The sequence below is a fragment of the Clostridium sp. AM49-4BH genome (genome assembly GCF_003478335.1).
GTDB lineage: Bacteria > Bacillota > Clostridia > Lachnospirales > Lachnospiraceae > Butyribacter.
Window position 1 is genome coordinate 12,304 of the sequence record NZ_QUFB01000034.1, and the last position, 19,448, is coordinate 31,751.

A 19,448-nucleotide genomic window follows, 5' to 3' on the forward strand; every position below is an offset into this window, starting at 1 on the left:
ATACCAAAACACGGCGATTATGACAATTTGTCTTCTGAAAAGATCACCCTGTCGCGAAAATAGTCTATTGTTGTTCGGGTTGAAATTCTGTCATATGCGTGCGGTATTTCTTGGGTGCCATATTTGTCTGCAATGAATCATTGCGACGCTCATGAATACAAATGCTGTCAAAAAATGTCTTCCATAATATGACATATTCTTCTTTTTGCTCCAAAAGCACATCTAACTGTGCGCATTCCTGTACTGTCAACGCTCGAATATACCAAGGCTGCTCGGGAACATGGATCATCACCTCACAGTGTCCCTTGTCATAGATTATAAAACGCTCCGGATTGAGGCGATCTGCAAAATGCGAGGCGATCATTGTCAATATACGGTGATCCGGCTCGATCACCGCCAAAAGTACCGATGGCTCTACAGAGACTTCCTGGAAACGCAATATTTCCCGAAACCATGCCGCCTCATTGCGGACACGCCTCTGCAGCGCGAAGATTGCCTTGACACACGGTATCTGCATCGCATCCGTTACCCTTCTGCCAATGGTAAAACCATATGTAACAAACTGATACACCAGATTGGCCTTCTCCGGATCATTCGACGCCAGCGCATACATAACATACTCATATGCATTTCTGCTAATGCCGCTTTGCACCTTATCTAAGACAATGCGAGCATGCCCCGGATCCGTTACTACCGTAATATATTCCGCAAATAGGACAAAGGACTCTGTCTCGCCTTCCCTTATCGGTGCGATCCGAATATACTTATGCCCATATCCGGAAATGCCCGCCTCGTATACCGCTGTCAATATCCCGTCCTGTGTATCTTCACACTGATAGATCCGAAGCGGTCTGTTCTCCTCTTCCTGCCTCATACCAATCCTCCGTTTGGAAAATCATCAAACAACGACAACTGCCGATACGTTACCCTCTCACCAAATCCCCGCATCACATCTGTATTATCAGCCAAAAGACTGCGTGTGATATAGTCCTCCTCCACTTTGAGAAAATCCTGAAACATACGCCCATGGCATGTAATAAAATAAATAGCCCGTTTAAGAACGACTCCCATCGCCTTGAGCGAATCAAAATCCACTCTGCCGGTACGCCTTGCACGGATAATACGGCCTGCTGACTTCACGCCGATCCCCGGCACGCGAAGCAGCGTATCATAATCTGCACTTTCTATCTCTACTGGAAATAACTCCAAATGTCCCAACGCCCAATCACATTTAGGATCCAAATACGTATTAAAATTAGGGCGGCTGGGTGATAATAGCTCATTCGCCTCAAATCCATAATAGCGCAGCAAAAAATCTGCTTGATATAAGCGGTGTTCCCGCCGCAGCGGTGGCTGACTATCCAGTGCCGGAAGAGTACTATCCTTATTGACATTGATAAACGCAGAATAAAACACCCGCTTCAGGTCAAAACGCCGGTATAACGTTTCTGATACCGCCATGATCTCATAGTCTGTCTCCCCGGAGGCACCAATGATCATCTGTGTACTCTGTCCGGCCGGGACAAATCCCCTCTTCGTATCGCAGAAATTCCACAATTGCAATCCAGATGAGGCTTTCCCTTGCCGCATAAGGTCCGTCCCTGTGATCACGCTGTCCCCGCTTTCGGAATGAGAAATCTTGTATCCACCATTGTCTGCATTTGTACCGGGAACGCCCTTAACTCCCCGTGAGACTGTATGTGCACCGGAAGCACTCGCAACTCCCCGTGAGATTGCATGTGTACCAAAAGCATCCTTAGCTCCCCGCATGGCAAGACGTTTCTGCTTTCGCTCCTGCGTAAAATGATATGCACCGTAATTGCCCCCTTTCATGCCGAGATACTCACGACTTTCTGCCATTCCATTTTGAATCTGGCGCATCGGTGTCAAGATCGTCTTGCGCGTCTTATTGGGTGCAAGACGTTTTAATCCTTCTTCCGTCGGCAGCTCCAAATTAATACTCATACGATCCGCATACCAACCCGCCATCTCAATAAGCGCAGGATCCGCCCCCGGAATTGCCTTACAATGAATATATCCGTTAAACCGATGTATGATCCGAAGATCACGTAATGCCTTGCATATCTGTTCCATCGTTTCATTGGGTGAATGCAGTATCCCGGAGCTCAAAAAAAGCCCTTCGATATAATTACGTCGATAAAACTCCATTGTCAAAGTACATATTTCTTCTGGGGTAAAGCTCGCTCTTGGCACATCATTCGAGCATCGGTTCACACAATATTTACAGTCGAATACGCACTCATTGGTATACAATATTTTAAGCAGAGAGATACATCTGCCATCTCCGGAAAATGTATGGCAAATACCTGCCGCCTCTGTATTTCCAATGCTCCCGGCTTCTGCCTTTCTGGCAACACCACTGGAAGTACATGCAACATCATACTTCGCTGCATCTGATAATATCGCAAGCTTCTGCTGTAATGTTGCATTCTCCTGTAATATCATAGCAAACCACAATCCTTTCCCATCACGCAATCGCAACCTCAATCGAACATTTGTTCGTATTATATCACCCGGTCCTTATCCTGTCAACAAACATTGCCCTGCCAATTGTTTCCTGTTATAATGGGCTTGTCATTTTTTTACCACATTTGTCGAATACACTGGTACAACGACGATGGCAGTAAAAACATATGAACGAAGTAGTCCATGGCATTATTTACTATGCTGGGACTTATTCATAGAAAGGAATAAATATTAAGGATGAGAAAAAAATTATTATGTGCCTTACTGGCAGTATCTATGGTAGTGTCATCTGGAACAATGCTACCGAACACACAGGCAGTCACCGCAAGTGCAGCATCCACTTCGGTCAGTCCTTTTACCGGCAAAACCTATACACACTCTGATGTATTCCATGGAAAAAACGTCTATCATGGCATCGATGTATCCTATCATAATGGAGCAATTGATTGGGCGAAAGCCGCTGCAGATGGTGTAGAATACGCCTTTATCCGGGTTGGCTACCGCGGCTGGGGATCCGGCACAGTTGTAGAAGATCCTCGTTTTAAAACATATATCAAAGATGCACTGGATGCCGGAGTCCATGTCGGATTATATTTCTTCACCGAAGCCCGCACGACCAAAGAGGCTATCGAAGAAGCTAACTTCTGCCTGAAAATGGCAGCAAACTATGACATAGAGCTTCCAATCGCTTTTGATTATGAATACCAATACTCCGACGGATCGCTTGTCAGTCCAAAGGCAGGGATCAGTAAAGCACAGGCAACGGCAAACTGTGAAGCTTTCTGCGACACGATCTCGGCAGGCGGATACACACCGATGATCTATGCCAATTCGAGTGACTTAAAGACACTGATCAACGGCGCCAGTCTTCAGCAAAAATACATGATCTGGCTCGCCAACTATACGACGAAAACATCTTATACCGGCGAATACGATATTTGGCAATACAGCAGTACCGGCAAGATCAATGGATTTACGACAAATGTAGACTGTAATTTCTGGTATTCTGATACCGATATTGCAAAGATAAATTTCAACAGCGGTGAGCTCAAAGATGCAGCCATCGCAAAAATCCCGACGCAGATCTATACCGGCAAAGAGATCAAGCCTGCGCTAACCGTTACACTAAACCGCCGCGGATTAAAAGCCGGACGCGATTATACCGTCACGTACAGCAACAATAAAAAACCGGGCAAGGCAACCGTCACGATCACAGGCAAAGGCAACTTCACCGGAACACGCACAACATCTTTTACGATCAAACCAAAAGCAGTTTCCGGTATAACTGCTAAATCCGGCTCCAAAAAGATCACGCTGACTTGGAAGGGTGCGACCGGTGGCGATGGATATGAAATATATCGTTCCAGCGAATACAACGGTACTTATAAGAAAGTGAAAACGATCACAAAAGCGACAACCAAAAAATGGATCAACAAAAAGTTAGCAAAAAACCGCGAATATTTCTATAAAATACGCGCCTATCGCAAAGTTAACGGCAAAGAGTACTTTGGTGCATACTTGAAAGTTTCCGCAGGAACAACCCCGGGCGGCAAAGGTTTTCAGACTAAAACCGCTATGAAGCTCCTCAAGAAACCATCGGCAAAATCTGCCAAACGTGCGACGATCCCGGCAGGTGCAACTGTTCGCTACATTGGTAAAACGGTATTGAAGAATAAAGCAAAATTTTACCATGTGCAGTTCCATAAAGGCAGTAAGACCTTTGACGGATACCTGACCTCGATCAAAGGGTTAAAGTTACGCAAGACTTTGATCACCGCCAAGAGATCTCCGCTCAAACAGAGCGCTTCTGCCTCTGCGAAAACCTTGGCAACACTGCCAAAGAATATGCCGGTGATCGTATTGAAAACCAAGAAGTCCGGCAAGCATACATGGTATATGACAGTCTATCTCAAAGGCAAAAAATTACATACCGGATATGTAAATGCAACACAATTTTAATTCTAGGATTAAGGCTAAAACAAAAATGCTGCGGATTATACTTCCGCAGCATTTTCTTTTATTTTATCACTGATGATCTGACGAACTTTCTCGCCGATCTTTTTCTTTTCGGCACGTTCCATACTATCCATGTAGATTGGTTCACAATATTCGATTATAACATGTGTGCGGTGGATCCAAGGCATATGCTGCTCCAACACAGCGTCCATATTATTCATGGCAACCGGCACGATCGGCGATTTGGACTTCTCAGCAAGCTTAAAGCTCGCCTCATGAAATGGAAGCAGCTCATCGCTGCTATTACGCGTTCCCTCTGGAGCAATAAAAATGTTGGTTCCCTCTTTCATTAACTCGATACCGGTTAAGATCACTTTCATTCCCTGACGAATATCATCGCGATCCAAGAACAGACAATTTAAGTATTTCATCCACCAGGAGATCATCGGCACCTTTTCAATCTCTTTTTTTGATACAAATGCAGACGGAATTGGCGCAGTCGCATATCCTACCACAATATCAAAGAAGCTGCGGTGATTAAACACATACAACGCCGCCTTGTCATGGATCTGGTTCTCTTTACCTTTGACTGTCACCTTAACACCGGACAAGAACAAAATACATCGAAATCCTCCTGCTACAAATCTTTGTGACATTCGCACCTTTTTCTTTGGATCCATCTTACCCAAGATAAATCCGATCAGATACATCGGCAAGCTGACGATCGTATACAAAAGTAAAAACAATACTACGATAATAGTACGCATAACATCCTCCTATCCTAATTACTCATTCATTTCATCTCCAGATGGCACTTTGGTCTCCTCTGGAGCCTTCGTTGGTTCTTTTGTTGGCGCCTTCGTTGGCACCGGTGCTTTCGTTGCAGCCGGTGTTTTGACCGGTGCTTTCGTAACTGTTGGTTTCTTAGTCTTCTTTGGCTTCGGCGCATGTGTCCGCTTTGGAGCTTTCGTTTTCTTAGGCTTAGCCGACTTAGTCGGTGCAGACGACTTGGACGGTTTCGGTGTTTTCTTCGGTTTATACGAAGGATTTGGTGTCGGTGCAGAAGTCATCTGTGGCTCCTTTGGTGCTCCAGTATCCGTATCCTTAACCTGATCTTCCGGTTTCACCTTCTTATCTACAGTTGTCGTCTGATAATACTCCTCCAACGTTAATTTCTTCTTATACAAGCGCTTTGCCAAATTCTTGCCAACATAACGAATATGCCATGGCTCATAAGAATACCCTGTAATATCTTCTTTCTCCTTTGGGTATCGGATCGTAAATCCATATTTATAGCAGTTACTTGCCAGCCATTTCCCCTCGATCGTCTTTCCAAAGGACTGCTCCAACGCACAGCCGATCGAGTCTGCAGAGACATCTATCGTAAGACCGGTCTGATGTTCACTACTGCCCGGAAAAGCGGATACCTGATTCGCTTTCTTCTTCCCTTTTGTACTGACATTTCGATTGTAAATTTCTTTTTGGCGGCTGTAAGAACGATATGCCGATACTCCTTTTAATGAAATATTCTGCTCTTTTGCCCCCGCAAAAAGCTTCTCAAGCGCTGCCGCTGCATCTTTTCTCATATAGCTTTTCTCATACGTCCCATAAAAGCTAAACGGCACATCCGGCACTACCAGATCTTCCGGAATATATTCCTCCGGCAATAAATACTCTCGATTAACAAGCACAGTAATGCTCTCTGGATCCGTATCCACCTGAATCAGTGGTGCTTTCGTTGCTCCCGGTTCACTCGAACTTTTCACGTCTTTGTCCTCCGGATGATCATTATCCTTATAATAATATTCATATCCGGATGTCTTGGTGCCTTTATGATCGGATGTGTCTTTGCCTGCAAATAATTTTTTTCCACACAAAACACCGGCAATTGTCAAAAAGACAACTGCCCCTGTTACTATCATTCTTTTTTTCCTCATCGTATCCCCACATTCTAATCTGTATTCTTCTGAACTTCCCACACACTTCGTATAGAAAGCTTCTACCATAAAATCATAGCATAGTCGTGTAAAATTTCTATGACAAATATATTACATTTGCTTAAACAATCAGCATCGTCTATACTGATAGAAACGGCTGCATTCTTTGCATGCAGCAGAAACAAGTATACAATATCAGGCTTGTTCATGCAAGCATCATTACAAACAAGGAGGTTTGATATGGATAAAATAACGGTAAAAGCACCCGCCAAAATAAATTTGACTCTGGATGTCCTCGGGCGTCGTGAAAACGGCTATCATGACCTGCGCATGATCATGCAGACGATCGACCTGTGTGACGAAGTCACGATCGAACAGATAACTGCTGAAGAAATTACCCTTTCCATGAATAAGGAGCTCCTGATGGCTGCCCTATGCAAAAAAATCTTGTGTACCGCGCAGCAATTCTTATGAAGGAACGCTATGCTCTGCCGGATGGCATGAATATCATTTTGACCAAAAATATCCCTGCGGCAGCGGGTTTAGCAGGCGGCAGCAGTGATTGCGCAGCCACGCTCTTGGGAATTAACGAACTATATAATCTGGGCTTGTCCCTCGATGAACTGTGCGACATTGGTGTTACGCTTGGCGCAGATGTGCCTTTCTGCATCCGCAAAGGAACAATGTTGTCGGAGGGCATTGGCGAAATACTGACTCCGCTGACTCCACTTCCATCAATGTGGACATTACTGATCAAACCAAATATTTCCGTTAGCACCGCTTATGTTTATGGCAATCTTGATCTGCAAAAACAACTGGATCACCCGGATACGGATGCGGTTTTAGATGCGATCGCACACTGCGATGGAGCCAAAGTCGCACACTTACTCAGTAATGTATTGGAGACGGTGACGATTCCGAAATATCCTGTCTTAGCAGAGCTGAAACAATTTCTGTTGGAAAACGGCGCTGTTGGTGCGTTGATGAGCGGTAGCGGTCCGACTACTTATGGATTATTCCAAGACGAAATTGCGGCACGCATGGCTCTGTCCGCTGCGACACAAAAGTACACCAATTATGATGTCATTTTGTGCCAGACGAAAAATGTACCGGCGCTATAAAGTTCTATTCTAATATGCCGATATATAATATGAGAGAAGAAACGCTCGTGTTATACGAAAACAGTCCGTGTGCCACGGATGGCAGCGGTTAACAAGCAAAGAAAAAGGAGGTTCAATTATGGATTTAACAGCAACAAGTGGTGTTCTAGGTACATATACTGCTGAAGCAGCAACGGTGAACAGCCAGGCAGCAGCCAAGCCGGATACCACAAATTCTTCATCTGCAGCGAAGAAAGAGGATTCTTCTGTGGTATATGAGAAGTCGACAACCACAAAGAAAGATTCTGCCAATCAGATCTACAACCGCGATAACATTATCGCAAAGTTAAAGAAAGATCAGGAGTCCCGTATGACTTCCATGCAGAATCTTGTACAGAAGCTTTTGAATAAACAGGGCAGTGTATTTGATCTTGCCAATGGAACAAATTTGGCGGCTACATTCCGCAAGGCTGCTGCAAATGCAGATCCTGATACGATCAAAGCAGCACAGGAAGCAATCTCTGACGATGGTTACTGGGGCATAAAGCAAACTTCTGACCGCATGGTAAGTATGGCAATTGCTTTAACCGGTGGCGATACTGACAAGGCAGACGAAATGATCTCTGCTATTGAAAAGGGATTTAAGCAGGCGACGAAATCCTGGGGAGAAGATCTTCCTGATATTTGTCAGAAAACATTGGAGGAGACAAAGAAGAAGATGAATGATTGGAAAAACGGCGTAACGACTGCCGCTGATTACTCTGATTATTTATCATGATCTATACGATTATGACGTGTTCCCATTAACAATTCGTGGGACAATTATTCATAATGATGTTGTCAATACGATATAATTGACAACGATTCCTTTCTTTTGTAAAGGGCGGGGCACTTTGGATATATGTCAAGGTGCCCCGCTTTTTTTTGATCGGAAATTGCTGTTGTGTAGCGTGACAAAAGCAAAGCGCTGGCTTTGCTTTTTTACCCAAGCCGGATTACTTCCTCATCGCCAAGAAGATAGACCATTGTACCCGGTCTGGCAAGCGTATAGCTGTCCGTCCGCAAGATCTTGCCATTTGACATCTTGATCGGCTGACTTGTATAGGCGATCACACGATACTGTCCGATCAGGGAATCATATCGTACACCGCAATGTCGACGACTAATACCAGAATGTGTGACCACAATGTCACATAATTCCAAACTATTGCCAAGAATAACCTCGGCATCCGGCTGCATAACGAAATCCTGTCCGGATAACTGTCCCCGTACTCCTTGAATGTGCCCACTGCCATCATACTGCATCGGAAAACATTCTAATTCGGGAGCAAGCTCTTTTTCTGCTGCTTCCTCCGGTCTTTCCGCTTCTCTGACCGCCTGTGGCATCGGAGCCATTGGAAATACCTCCCAATTCTGAACTTCTTTCGGCTCATATTCTCCGTGATGCACTTCCTCGATCTCGACAAGCTCCCGTTCCGGCCGACACACTGTAAAATAAGCAAAGCTCAACAGTATCAGCAAGCCCCCCAACAATATCTGTATAAAATATCCGCTGTCCGCAAATCCCCACAACACCGCACGAATGGAGTATTCTCCCACACCCGGGATTGCAAGAACGCCCTCGGACACCATTTCATAAGACTGCACCGCCGACTGCATCTGCTCCCACAAAAGTTCCGGGATCACAGTCAGCCACGCCACACCAATCCCGATCGTCACTGCACCATCCAAAAAGATCAGTGTCCGCGGGGTTTTTCGTCGCAAAAGCATATACGAGCAAACTACCAGCCCCATTAACGCCGGTGCAAACAGCATCGCTCCCATAATTTGCAGCACCATCTGAATATCACTGGTGCGCAGAGAGTATCCCTCTTGTACCTGAATTCCCTCAAACGCCAGATCCGCCCCGCTGCTCAAACACCATCCCGCCAGATGCAGTCCATCAATGCTGTCCTGTCTGCCATGTAATGCTTCATCTGCTTTTTGTTGATATTCCTTGGCTTTGGCTTCCCGCATGGACGTACCACGTTCGTAGTTGTCCGTAACCTCATATGCCCCGGCTTCCCTGGCTTTACCGGCAGCGATCTGTTCTGCCTCACGGTTGATCTCCATCGCAACCGACACAAAACGGTCTCCGGTAATTTGCAGCCACGGCATAAGAAGTACGGCACTCTGCATCAAAAGCAGGAGTGCCGCCAAAAATATTTGCCATTTAAAACCCTTTTTTTCCATACTATTTTACTTCCAAATATATTTCATATCGATTTGATACCAGATAAATCCGCTCTCCCGGCACCACTTCAGCCACACGTCCTCTTCCGATAAGTCCACGCACAGTAAATGTACCATTAGCTGACATATCCTTCACCAAAAAGATATTTTTGCGCTTATCATAATGGATCATACAATGCAGACGGCTGACATTGTCACCATCTACAACAATTTCGCAGTCCTCTCCCGAACGTCCAACACGAATATCTCGATTCGGTTCGATCTTCCATTGACGCATTTCATCACCAACTTTGAGGCGTAAATACGGATCCATCTTTGGCGTTCCTTCTGCGGCATCCAATGCTTCCACTAACGCCGGCATGGTCTGAATGCGCTCCCAATACATAACCGCTAATGCCTGTTTTAACATATTACTGATACGCTCCGGGATATCCTTATTCTCCACGTTTGCCGCTGATAGCAATGTCCCCTTGCTGCGTTCGATCGCCGAAATAGGTTTTACGCCCGTGATCATATAATAATACACTGCTGCCAATGCATACACATCTGTCCAAGTTCCCTGTCCGTCCGGTCCGGCATACTGCTCCGACGGTGCAAATCCCTCTTTCATCACTGCCTCTGTACCATTGATCTCGCTGAGCACATACTGCTTTGTCGCTTCAAAGTCAAGCATTTTGACCGTGCCGTCCTGCAGGATCCATATCGAATCCGGTCCAATTCCACGATGCAAAAGACCCAGTTTGTGCAGATCCTCTATTGTCCTCGCAACGGACCGAAGTATCTGCCCCGCCTGTTGACATGGTATCGGCTCCCCGGTACGAGTAATATATTCTTCTATCGTCTCTCCGGAAATATATTCCATCAATAAATATGCCGTGTCATTTTTGCGCAGGAAATCCCCCGTCTCTGCTAAAATTGTTTCCTCACTGAGTGCACGAATGATCTTTGCCTCATTTTCCAACACATCCATTCCTGCTTGAAAAGATTCTGCATTTGCCCCTTCCTGCACCTTGACATGGATGCCATCACCGGAACGCACCGCCCATGCAGCCGGGAAATACTCCCGCAACGCATAGATCTTCTCAGTACGCAGATCCTGCGCCAGATACGTGATCATGACATCATCCTGTGTGATCACACGGCCCATCGCGTAATGCTGTCCCAATACATAATCATCCGGCAGCGCACACTGCGGACGATCTTCCTTTACATAGCCACATTTTTCGCATCTTCCCCCCAAATATGTCCCCTTTTGAAAACAATTTGGACATAACTTTTGTGTTGTCACTGTTCTTCCTCCTTCTCCAGTTCAGCACGTTTACGCTGTAAACTGCGTCGCATGTGATACCTGTTTACAGATAGCACAATCCCCATTTCCGCTAACGTAAACAACACCGCAGATCCACCATAACTGATAAATGGAAGCGATGCTCCCGTATTCGGGATAATCGTCAATACAACGCCAACATTGATAAGTACCTGTAATGAAATGTGGAACGCAATTCCCATGACTAACACTTTACCAAATAAATTCTCACTATTTACAGCAATTCGAACCAAATGGTAGATCAAAAACAAAAACATAGCCAGTAAAACTACCGCTCCCACCAATCCCAATTCCTCACAAACGATAGAAAAGATCATATCGTTCTGTGCCTCGGGAATTTTGTCTAATTTTTGCACACTGTTGCCTAACCCCTTGCCAAATAAACCGCCGGAGGCAACAGCATATTTGCCCTGTAATGGCTGAAATCCTTGATCTCCTGCATAACGCTCCGGATCTATCCACGCATAAAAACGCCCCATACGGAAAGATGACGAAGAAGCATTTAGCTGTTTTTGCGTCGGCAGATTCTTAGCAAGAAGTTTTCTTCCTACAAAAATGCCGATCAGACCAATCCCGGCAATGATACCATGCAGTTTCTCCTGATTGGTAAACACAAACGAAAGCATAAAACCAATCCCTAAAATGATCAACGCTGATGACAGGTTATTACTAATGAACATGACCATCCCCGCTGGTATGATCGTAAAGAATATCCACAAATACACTGCCATATTTTTGAACCGCTGTACCTGATTGGCATGTTTCGCCACAAATGCTGCGATCATGATGACCATCGCAATCTTAACCAATTCGGCAACCTGCAATTGAACCGGTCCCAGGCGGATCCAGCGCGCTGCACCATGAGAGCGTACAGCAAGCCCCGTTCTCAGCAAAAAGAGAGATCCCACTGAAACCAAAAAAATGATCGGTGCAAGCTTTTGCAGATAGTTGTAATTAAAATACTGTAATAATAACATCACAACAATGCCTGCCAGCACAAATATCCCCTGCTTTTTTAATAAATACAAGGAATCATAATTGTACTTTGCCAGTGTACTGCAACTGTATGCCGATGCACTATATATCATGATCAAACCAAACACATTTAATAGTATAACGCAGGCGATCACGCGCAGATCAATTCGATCCATTTGGCGAATATAAGCATCCAAAGATCGTTTTACTGATTTCTTCATCCACTAACTCATTCCTTCTAAATATTTATCACACACGGCTCCCCGGTCTCATTGACGGAGGACTATCATGCAAATGGACTTTTACTATTGTATTCTAGTCAATCACTTTGATCGCAGTAATCTTCGGCTGCTGATCTGCAGGCACCGTACCATTGTTGTCGATTGGCTGCACAGACTGACAGATTTTATCGACGATGTCCATTCCGGCAGTCACTTTACCAAATGCTGCGTAATCTCCATCCAAAAAGTCGGAATCCGCCTGTACAATAAAAAACTGACTGCTGGCGCTGTCCGGATCATTCTGCGTACGCGCCATGGAAATCACACCACGTTTATGAGACATCGTATTCTCTATGCCATTTGACTTAAACTCACCTTTGATCGTCTCCTCAGATCCGCCGGTACCATCTCCATTCGGATCGCCCCCCTGGATCATAAATCCGGACATGATCCTGTGAAAAGTCAAGCCATTATAGAACCCTTTCTTCGCCAAATTAACAAAATTGGTTACCGTGATCGGTGCAACATCTGCATCCAACTCTAATTCCAGCTTGCCATACTCTGCAATCACAATCTCTGCATGATGTTTTCCCGTCAAATATTGACTGTTAGAGGTGTCTGCATCTTTCTTCTCCGCAAAAGATTCTTTCTTCGTCGTCTTTGCAGTGCTCTTATCTGCATTTTCTCTTGTGTCACCACATCCGGTCAGACATAATGACAACAGCGCTGCCATCAATATTATGCTAATTAATCGTTTCATACTTCCTCCATATTTCTCCTTACATTCCTATTGTCTCAGGGTAAACTTCCCCCTACCCCATATAGCAATACCTGTATTATTGTACCACTACTTAGCTGTCCCCGCAACCGCCTGGCTTTTTCAATACTTATTTTTCCAAAACCTTAATTGCGCATATTCTCTGTGCCAAACCGGGACTTCGAGTTAAAAAGTACTTTCGCAGCACCGATCGGTATGATATAATATTCTTTACAAATTTAGGATATATATTACAGATCCTATCAAATGAACGGTATGATAAGATAGATATATTGGGGAATATACTTACTTTACCGGAGGAGGAATTTATAATGAGCAAACTGAAAATACCACACAAAAAGAAAGCCATGGATGAGAACACCATCTCGAAACCAAAGCGTTCTTTACGGTCAAAACACAAACGGAAAAAATCCAAAAAAACAACTGCTATTAAAAAGGAACGTCCAAAGAAGAAACGCAAAGACCGCACAGCAAAAGTACACACCAAAAAGAAAGACAAAGCCGTTTCAACCAAAGCAGGAAGCGTGAGTACTGCCAAGCGTTTTCGTCTTCTGACATTTTCGCGCAAAATGCTGCTTCTTTGTCTGGCACCCATGATGTTGATCTGCATCCTTATCACTGTTTTCAGCCGTCAGTCATTGACCAAGTCGGTTGAGAACGAGATCGATAATGCTTTGAAAATCGTTGCTATTTCGCTGGATGAAACTTACAGCAATCTCTATCAGGGCGATTATGAACAGGATAAATCCGGCAAGATCAAAAAGGGTGATGTTAGTATCTCAGGTAATACTGATCTGATCGATGCTTTGAAAAAACGCACTAACTATGATATTACGCTTTTCTTTAACGGTATGCGTCTGGTTACTACGCTTCGCAACGATGCCGGTGCACCGGCTAACGGTACCCTGGCAGATTCTGCAATCTACGAGAAGATCATGAGAGGCAAGACTGTATTCCTGTCAAATGTAGAGCTTTATGGCAAAGAATATTATGTATTGTATCAGCCTCTCGTAAATGCTGATGGCACAATTGCCGGAGGTATAGGTGTCGCTAAAGATGCAACAGACGTAAAAAAAACAATTGCTGCACAGACGAGACGAATCACATTGATTTCCATCGTTCTGTTGGTGCTCGCAGCAGTTTTGATCATCTTCCTGACGACACGAATGGTTTTGGTTATGAAGTCTACCAAACATTTTCTTGCCAAATTGGCACAGGGTGAATTTGGCGCCGATCCAAAGCAAAAACATATGAAACGAAACGATGAGCTTGGTGATATTTACCGCAGTTCCGTACGATTACAGCAAGAGTTGCGCAAGATTGTTGATAATATCAAACAATCTTCAGAAAGTCTGATCAACTCAGCAAATCAGTTAACCGGTATGGCACAGTCCACACGGACCACTGTGGATTCCGTATGTGATTCTATGCGCGGTATCACTGATGCTTCTGTCACCCAGAACGAGGAAACCACTGTGGCTATCGGCAACGTACAGGGCATGGCGAATGAGATTGCCTATATTTCAAACATTATGGATTCTTTGACGCAACACGCCAACCAAATGTCAGAAGCAGAACAGGCCTCTGAAACGATCATTCACCAGTTAAATGCTTCTAATGAAGAAACCATAGATACGATCACCAATGTTGCAGAACAGATCAATGCTTTGCACTCTTCGGTAGATCGATCCAAACGGCGATCAATATGATTCAAAGCATTGCCGAAGAAACCGATCTGCTATCTTTAAATGCTAATATCGAAGCAGCACGTGCCGGCGAGTCCGGACGCGGTTTCTCCGTTGTAGCGACACAGATCAGCAAACTTGCCGATCAGTCTAATTCGACCGCAGAAAATGTCACTGATATTATCGCTAATATCATTGCAGAAGCAGATCGCATGGTTGAAATGATGGGTGACGTGAAAAATAAAATTCACGAACAGCAGGAAAAGCTGGATGACACAATGGATAAATCAAGTGCTGTTGCACTTGGCGTTAATAATTCCCTGCGCGATATTGATACGATCCGCAATAAGATCAGCGTACTCAGCCAGTCTGGTGATTCGATACAGGATATTGTAACAAATCTCGCATCTATCGCAGAGCAAAATGAGTCCTCCACACAGGCAACAATGGACTCTGCACTCGGCATGAGCGATACAATGAACTCATTGGAAAATGCATCGGAAAGTTTGAAGGATATGGCACATGCATTAGATGAATCTCTGGTTCGTTTCAAGATGTAATTGCCAATTGAGAAAGGAATAGCAGATTATGATGAGGCAGCGTTCTAATACATCTCCGATTTTACGGCTAACAAGAAATCTGATATGTATTGGAATTGCTGCTTTTTTGATTCTCTTTACGCAAAATGAGCAATTCTGTAAGAAGATCATTCCTACAACGAACGAACAATTAGAAACCTATTCTGATATAAAGCAGATTGCTGCAAGGCTGGAAGAGGAGATCTTGTCCGGCTCAGGTTCCTTTTCCTTTTATACGACCAGGCTTGACCCTTCACAGATCCAAGACATTAATTCCTATATCGATCCTACTTTTGGCTCTGCCAACTACCAGGAAACAACGAACAACCATCTGGCACCAAAAACAACGATTAAAATACAACTCAAACCCGCTTACTATGTCTATGCAGCGATTATGCAGCACAAAACCATCCCCAACAACGAAACAAAAGCAAAACGTCTTTATCGAGTGGTAAACGCCGTTTTGAAAGCAAAGATCAAGCCGGCGATGACGGATTACCAAAAAGAACTGGCTCTACACGATTATTTGGTAAAACAATGCCATTATAGTACGCATTCTACCTCATCAGACGTATACGAGGCCTATGGCGCACTCGTCAATCACAAAGCAGTCTGCGACGGCTATGCACAGGCATTGCAATTGCTCTTTACCTGCTCTGGAATCACATCCAAATACATTTGCGGAACGGCAACCGACGCCAATGGTTCTATGGATCATGCATGGAATCTCGTAAAATTAGGCAATGACTGGTATCACCTGGATGCTACTTGGGATGATCCGACGCCGGACCGCAAAGGGCGCATCTTACATACCTATTTTAATGTGACAGACTCTTACATCAAGAGCAGCCATCATTTTAATGCCTCTTATTATCCGACGATGACTGCTACCAAAATGAACTTTTATGTCCGCAGCAAGCAGCGCTTTACAAGTTGGAAAAAATATAAAAAAGCTGCCAAAAAAGCATTACTGACTGACAATCGCACGATGTACGAAGCTTACATCGGTAAACGTAATGTGACGGTGAACGATCTGCAGTTCCTTTATAGTGACCACACCTCGAAACAGTTTCTTTGGAATGTGATAAAAGAATCTGAAGGAAATGTGCTAGTCATTACACAGAAATAACCACCTTCAATCTTTTAACATATTCTTGCTTTCTCGATCGCCATTTCCACTGCTTTCCTCGCCCTGTAATCCATCTCTTTGTCGTTTTCTGTCAAAGTAATCACTTTAATCTTCATCCAAAATATTTCAGGTAATATCCTCCAGCCTTTATTTCTCGCCGGACTTACGCATCCGTTCCGATCAACACCTTTTTCCCTTCAAACGCAAATCCATAATGACGGATCCGATCTGTCGGAATGTCCTGTGCCAACAACTCGGCATCGTAATTTTTCTCCTGAATCTGTTTCAAAGCGGACTGGACGGTATCCTGCAGAGATGTCTCCTCGTCCGGTTCATGCACCTTAAACTCCATCACAATAGCATTATCGTTCTTCTCCTCGGGTACCAGCATGATATCGTATCGTCCATATCCACTCTCCCTGTTAGATCGAATCTGGTATTGCTCTCTCAGATCCGACAGCAATCCCAGCACAAATCCATGATAAAATCTCTCCGGCTGGCTCTTTGCAGAAGGTCTTCTTCCTGTGTCAAAACTGCTGAAAGTCGCAAGTGCCACATCATTCATATAAATATTCATTTCCTTGAGATTTCCCTTTAACAGTGCTTTCACAAATTCATTGTAGTTCGCATCCTGGTTTTCAAACCATCCCGCAAACATACTTTCAAACATGCTTTCCGTTTCCAGATTGGTAATCGCGAGATGATACCACGGTTTATTCAGCCTTCCACGATGCTCCACCTGATCTGCTTTTAGATAACCACTGGCAAGCAGAAGGCTCCAAATTGCATTTTCATTGTGATCAAGCTGGTTATATACGATCTGCTCGTCAAAATTCACCACGATCTCCTGTCCTTTCAGCAGATCCTCCATTTTCTCTTTCACATCCACAGATGCCGTCCGGATCAATCGACTCACAAGCCCATTGGAGCTGGTCGCTGCCCAGTAAGCTCGCAATTTCCCTTCATCCAAGTAGTTTGTAATGGACCACGGATTATAGATATCACGATGTTCTCCAAAGTTGAATCCATCATACCACTGCTTTACGTCATCCTTTTTATTAGACATACCAAACTCATCCAACGCAGCAAACACCTCCGGCTCCGTAAAGCCAAAGCATTCTGCATATATATCGGATGTTGTCGTTACTACACGAAGGTTATTCAGATCGGAAAAAATTGATTCCTTGGACACTCTGGTAATTCCTGTCATAATGGCTCGTTCCAGATAAGAATTTGTCTTAAATGTCGCATTAAACAAACTTCTGATAAAGGAAGTATATTCATCCCAATATCCCTGCAGATATGCTTCCTGCATTGGTGTATCATATTCATCCAAAAGAATGATGACATTCTTACCATAATAGCGGTACATCCAGGCAGCCATGTTTCTAATTGCTTTCTGTGCAGTTGTATCGTCCATCTGTTCCGTCGTTCTATTATATAGCCTTCTCTCGTTATCACTCAGTATGTCTTTTTTTAACAGATATCTGTTTTCTTCATACAATACTGCTATTTCCTGTTTAATCTGTATCTTCGCCTCCGTCAGATTATCTGCTTTTACCGATGCAAAACTCAAAAAGATCACCGGATAGGTTCCCTGTAGCTGGCGATACTTCTCTTCCTCCCAGATAGAAAGTCCCTCAAACAGATCTGCCCGGTTGGCATATTTATTTGAGAAGAAACACTCCAGCATGCTCATATTCAAGGTCTTTCCAAAACGACGGGGACGGGCGATCAATGTAATGTCATCTTCCTTTTCCCACCACTCTTTGATGAAATTAGTTTTGTCAACAAAAAAGTTGTCATGCTCCCGTAAAGACGAAAAACTCTGCTTTCCTATACTGATCGTTTTTTTCATATGCTCACCTGCTTTCCCGCGTAATCTAACGCCTGCTCTTATAATTCGTTCCTCGTTCTTTTGATATATTATAACGGTATTTCTGCTTTGTTACAAGACAGAACCACTGTCGGAATTCCTCTGACTTCCTCGACAGTATAGACTTTCTTTTTCTGTTCCATGATGATCTCCTCCTTTCTTTTAGCGTTTGCTTTTAGTTTACTGAACCGCCTTTTGAAAACTGCAAAATAATACATGTCCCCTATCACAGATATAATATATGATTAAAATTTTCGATTTTTATTGATACTCCATGCCAAATGCCTTTTCCACCCACTTTCTGTGGCGTCCAAATTTCTTTCCCCTCTTCTTTGCAACATCGATTCCTTCCCGCTGTCGTCTCCGGATGGTCTGTCTCTCCTGCTCCACAATAGACGCTAATACCTCCGCCAGTATATTGGTCACCATATCAATGATCCACTCCTGTCCCTCCGGGACTTCGATCATCGTTGTAGGAAGAGCTAATGCCATCAGCCGGATTCACTGCTTTTGGAACCAGTGTCTTGATCATGTCCACGATGGACATGTTTGTTGTCAATTTGATCCCGTCATTCTTCTTTGCGGCCGCAGTGTTTTCTGCTTTCGCTGCCAGTTCTTCTTTAAAATTCATATTAATCTCCTTTCTGCTGATTGCTTGTCTCATGTAATATTTTACGAACGCGCCTTTCAAAAACTGAAAAAAGCCCGTAAAACCAACCTTTCTTGGTCTACGAGCTTTTTGCTTTTACAGCTTATTTTCCCCTCAGCCCCCTGTTTATAAGGTTGAGAGATATTTTTTCTACCAAATTTCTCTCAAAAACATTTTTCTTGATTTTTTTTCTACCAATTTTTCTACCAAACGCCTTTTTTGCCCTCCCCGAAAAAACAAAAACCCCTGCAGACCACGTCTGCAGGGGTTTCCCTCGTACTGGGCTAGCGGGGTGCAAGAGGTCCAGTGGACCTCTGTTATGCACCGACCGAAGCGGAGCGGAGACCGAACTCACGACTCGTGCGTGCAGACGCACGAGCTCGTGAAAAAAGGTACCACACCATTCGGTCAATGGCATTAAGTTAAGGAAATCTCACATCACAGAAATGTGGTGTGGGATTTTTTTTGCAATAAACTATTGACAAATCAGTCATAAAATGCGGCCGCTTTAGCTACTG

The 19,448-nt window shown here is 44.2% G+C and carries 18 protein-coding genes; 7 read left to right on the forward strand and 11 right to left on the reverse strand.

All coding sequences use genetic code 11. From position 1 onward, the window contains the following. Positions 1–64: 64 nt before the first annotated feature. A complete protein-coding gene (locus tag DW981_RS10045) occupies positions 65–874 on the reverse strand; it encodes a TIGR03915 family putative DNA repair protein (RefSeq protein ID WP_118507619.1) in 810 nt (269 codons plus the stop codon). Continuing rightward, positions 871–2,466, reverse strand: a complete 1,596-nt coding sequence (locus tag DW981_RS10050; RefSeq protein WP_118507620.1) for a putative DNA modification/repair radical SAM protein — start codon at positions 2,464–2,466, stop codon at positions 871–873. Before DW981_RS10050 ends, DW981_RS10045 begins: the two co-directional genes overlap by 4 nt. A gap of 258 nt (positions 2,467–2,724) precedes the next feature. Here DW981_RS10050 and DW981_RS10055 point away from each other — a divergent pair, with 258 nt between their 5' ends. After that, complete coding sequence (locus tag DW981_RS10055; RefSeq protein WP_118507621.1) at positions 2,725–4,446, forward strand: glycoside hydrolase family 25 protein; 1,722 nt, start codon at positions 2,725–2,727, stop codon at positions 4,444–4,446. A 35-nt stretch (positions 4,447–4,481) separates the two neighbouring features. On the opposite strand, the gene DW981_RS10060 is transcribed toward DW981_RS10055, so the two are convergent. Both DW981_RS10060 and DW981_RS10065 read right to left on the reverse strand, forming a co-directional pair. Then, positions 4,482–5,210, reverse strand: a complete 729-nt coding sequence (locus tag DW981_RS10060; protein ID WP_118507622.1) for a lysophospholipid acyltransferase family protein — start codon at positions 5,208–5,210, stop codon at positions 4,482–4,484. 18 nt (positions 5,211–5,228) lie between these two features. Further along, positions 5,229–6,365 carry a M15 family metallopeptidase gene (locus DW981_RS10065; protein WP_207663999.1) on the reverse strand — a complete coding sequence of 379 codons (1,137 nt, stop codon included), beginning with the start codon at positions 6,363–6,365 and terminating at the stop codon, positions 5,229–5,231. Positions 6,366–6,620: 255 nt separating this feature from the next. On the opposite strand from DW981_RS10065, the gene DW981_RS15685 reads away from it, so the two are divergent. The 3 genes from DW981_RS15685 to DW981_RS10075 all read left to right on the forward strand — a co-directional run bounded on the left by DW981_RS15685 (position 6,621) and on the right by DW981_RS10075 (position 8,258). After that, positions 6,621–6,854 (forward strand): hypothetical protein, encoded by a 234-nt coding sequence (locus DW981_RS15685; protein ID WP_243034719.1) that lies wholly within the window; start codon positions 6,621–6,623, stop codon positions 6,852–6,854. After that, positions 6,851–7,501 carry a 4-(cytidine 5'-diphospho)-2-C-methyl-D-erythritol kinase gene (gene ispE, locus DW981_RS10070; protein ID WP_243034720.1) on the forward strand — a complete coding sequence of 217 codons (651 nt, stop codon included), beginning with the start codon at positions 6,851–6,853 and terminating at the stop codon, positions 7,499–7,501. The genes DW981_RS15685 and ispE overlap by 4 nt, the downstream gene beginning before the upstream one ends. Positions 7,502–7,619: 118 nt before the next feature. Beyond that, positions 7,620–8,258: a hypothetical protein gene (locus DW981_RS10075; protein WP_118507624.1), complete on the forward strand. Its 639-nt coding sequence runs from the start codon at positions 7,620–7,622 to the stop codon at positions 8,256–8,258. A 203-nt stretch (positions 8,259–8,461) separates the two neighbouring features. Here DW981_RS10075 and DW981_RS10080 read toward each other — a convergent pair whose 3' ends face one another. The 4 genes from DW981_RS10080 to DW981_RS10095 all read right to left on the reverse strand — a co-directional run bounded on the left by DW981_RS10080 (position 8,462) and on the right by DW981_RS10095 (position 12,995). Then, positions 8,462–9,712, reverse strand: coding sequence for an FHA domain-containing protein (locus tag DW981_RS10080; RefSeq protein ID WP_118507625.1), 1,251 nt, complete (start codon positions 9,710–9,712; stop codon positions 8,462–8,464). 1 nt (position 9,713) lies between these two features. Next, positions 9,714–11,000: a protein kinase gene (locus DW981_RS10085; RefSeq protein WP_118507626.1), complete on the reverse strand. Its 1,287-nt coding sequence runs from the start codon at positions 10,998–11,000 to the stop codon at positions 9,714–9,716. Further along, entirely contained in the window at positions 10,997–12,235 is a 1,239-nt protein-coding gene (locus tag DW981_RS10090) for a putative peptidoglycan glycosyltransferase FtsW (RefSeq protein ID WP_022024575.1), read from the reverse strand. Before DW981_RS10090 ends, DW981_RS10085 begins: the two co-directional genes overlap by 4 nt. Positions 12,236–12,329: 94 nt before the next feature. Continuing rightward, the gene (locus DW981_RS10095) at positions 12,330–12,995 is read right to left on the reverse strand and encodes a peptidylprolyl isomerase (protein WP_118507627.1); all 666 of its coding nucleotides are present in this window, start codon (positions 12,993–12,995) and stop codon (positions 12,330–12,332) included. A gap of 329 nt (positions 12,996–13,324) precedes the next feature. Between DW981_RS10095 and DW981_RS10100 the strand changes: the two genes are divergently transcribed. From DW981_RS10100 to DW981_RS10110, 3 genes are read left to right on the forward strand one after another with little or no spacing between them, the layout of a single operon-like run. After that, on the forward strand, positions 13,325–14,722 hold the full coding sequence (locus DW981_RS10100; RefSeq protein WP_118507628.1) for a methyl-accepting chemotaxis protein: 1,398 nt from the start codon (positions 13,325–13,327) through the stop codon (positions 14,720–14,722). Further along, on the forward strand, positions 14,719–15,258 hold the full coding sequence (locus DW981_RS10105; RefSeq protein WP_118507629.1) for a methyl-accepting chemotaxis protein: 540 nt from the start codon (positions 14,719–14,721) through the stop codon (positions 15,256–15,258). Before DW981_RS10100 ends, DW981_RS10105 begins: the two co-directional genes overlap by 4 nt. Positions 15,259–15,286: 28 nt before the next feature. Next, positions 15,287–16,405 carry a transglutaminase domain-containing protein gene (locus DW981_RS10110; protein WP_118507630.1) on the forward strand — a complete coding sequence of 373 codons (1,119 nt, stop codon included), beginning with the start codon at positions 15,287–15,289 and terminating at the stop codon, positions 16,403–16,405. A 163-nt stretch (positions 16,406–16,568) separates the two neighbouring features. Here the strand turns inward: DW981_RS10110 and DW981_RS10115 are convergent, their stop codons facing one another. The 3 genes from DW981_RS10115 to DW981_RS14910 form a co-directional block, all read right to left on the reverse strand. Continuing rightward, the gene (locus tag DW981_RS10115; RefSeq protein ID WP_118507631.1) at positions 16,569–18,263 is read right to left on the reverse strand and encodes an AAA family ATPase; all 1,695 of its coding nucleotides are present in this window, start codon (positions 18,261–18,263) and stop codon (positions 16,569–16,571) included. Positions 18,264–18,542: 279 nt separating this feature from the next. Beyond that, on the reverse strand, positions 18,543–18,773 hold the full coding sequence (locus DW981_RS10120) for a recombinase family protein (RefSeq protein ID WP_118507632.1): 231 nt from the start codon (positions 18,771–18,773) through the stop codon (positions 18,543–18,545). Further along, the gene (locus DW981_RS14910; RefSeq protein ID WP_022024581.1) at positions 18,712–18,912 is read right to left on the reverse strand and encodes a hypothetical protein; all 201 of its coding nucleotides are present in this window, start codon (positions 18,910–18,912) and stop codon (positions 18,712–18,714) included. The genes DW981_RS10120 and DW981_RS14910 overlap by 62 nt, the downstream gene beginning before the upstream one ends. Positions 18,913–19,448: the final 536 nt, after the last annotated feature.